Source organism: Vibrio marinisediminis, from assembly GCF_014050145.1.
Classification (GTDB): Bacteria; Pseudomonadota; Gammaproteobacteria; order Enterobacterales; family Vibrionaceae; genus Vibrio; species Vibrio marinisediminis.
In genome coordinates this window covers 1-1,535 of record NZ_JACFYF010000038.1, presented here as the reverse complement: position 1 = coordinate 1,535, position 1,535 = coordinate 1, and the positions used below count along the sequence as shown (strand labels likewise).

At 42.8% G+C, this 1,535-nt stretch carries 1 protein-coding gene; it reads left to right on the top strand.

Annotated features, from left to right (window positions below; all coding sequences use genetic code 11):
* The first annotated feature begins 104 nt into the window (after window positions 1-104).
* A complete protein-coding gene (locus H2O73_RS20210) occupies window positions 105-1,457 on the top strand; it encodes an ISNCY family transposase (RefSeq protein WP_182110721.1) in 1,353 nt (450 codons plus the stop codon).
* Window positions 1,458-1,535 lie beyond the last annotated feature (78 nt).

Below are 1,535 nucleotides of genomic sequence, written 5' to 3'. Positions count from 1 at the left end.
ATACATAATGCGCACTGAGCTTGTTATAACAAAGCGAAAATGTCCTAATATTACCAAGCGAAAATGTCCTACATTTCCTTGGAGGTTTGAGGATGCTAATCACTATGAACGATCGTGAATTACAAAGACTGACGATAATCCAAGATGTCTTACACCATAATCTAAGCCGGCGTGATGCATTAAAGTTATTGGGTTTAAGTTATAGACAACTCCAGCGGCTCATCACTCGCTTCATTCAACAAGGCGCAGCTTCTCTGGCGCATGGTAATCGAGGCAAACCGTCCTCAAATCGTGTCAATGAAAGCGTCAAACTGCAGGCATTAGAACTCATTCATCAGCACTATTCTGATTTTGGACCAACGCTAGCCCACGAAAAAATTCAAGAAATCCATGGCATCTCGGTATCTCTTGAGACTCTGCGACAATGGATGATCGCTGACGGTTTATGGACTCCACACTACAAGCGCAACCCGAGAGTCTATCAACCTCGTTATCGCCGAGATTGCCTAGGTGAACTCATTCAGATTGATGGCTCACACCATGATTGGTTCGAAGGACGCAGCGATAAGTGTTGCCTACTGGTCTTCATAGATGACGCTACGGGTCGATTGATGAACTTAACGTTCTGTGAGACTGAATCCGCTTTCGATTATATGTTGGCAACCCGAGAATACCTCAATGAACACGGCAAACCGGTCGCATTTTACAGTGATAAACACTCGATATTTCGAGTTAACCAAGAAAAGCACAAACTGGTTGGACAAACACAATATGCGCGTATTCTGAATGAACTCGGTATCGAGCTTATCTGCGCCAATAGCTCCCAAGCCAAAGGACGCGTTGAACGAGCGAACAAAACGTTACAGGATCGCTTAGTGAAAGAGATGCGATTACGAGGTATTAGCACTATTGAAGAAGCCAACGCGTGGCTCCCTGATTTCATCAATGATTTCAATCGTCGTTTTGCAAAGCCTGCTAAGTACCCAAAAGATTTACATCGAAAAGTAAGAGAATCGGACCAGGAGATCAACGATATCTTTAGCTGGCAAGAAGTTCGCAAATTGTCTAAATCACTCACGATCCAATACGACAAAGTCATTTATCTTATTGAACCTTCTGATGAAAATAGCCGATTAGCCCATGAAAGTGTGAAAGTCCTCGATTATCCCAATGGAGAGATTGCGATTGTTTATGGTCATCGAAAACTTAGTTTCAAAACCTTCGACAAGCTTGAGGAAGTTCACCAAGCTCAAATTGTCGACAACAAACGTCTGGGTCAGGTACTGAAGTTTGCTCAGCAAAAACAAGAAGAATTCGAGCAACAACAAAAACGGACTCGGAGCAAAAATGCGCCAAAGCGTCGAGCGCAACAACGAGCATTGCAAGAACAGTTGCGAACGATCAATCCAGTACTGACCAACCCTGAACAATTCAAAACTTCAGGCAAAAAGACATAGCTTCCCTACTCTTTTTCTTCTGAGCTTTAGGACATTTTAACTTGGTAAGAAATGAGTCATTTTAAAATGGGATAAACA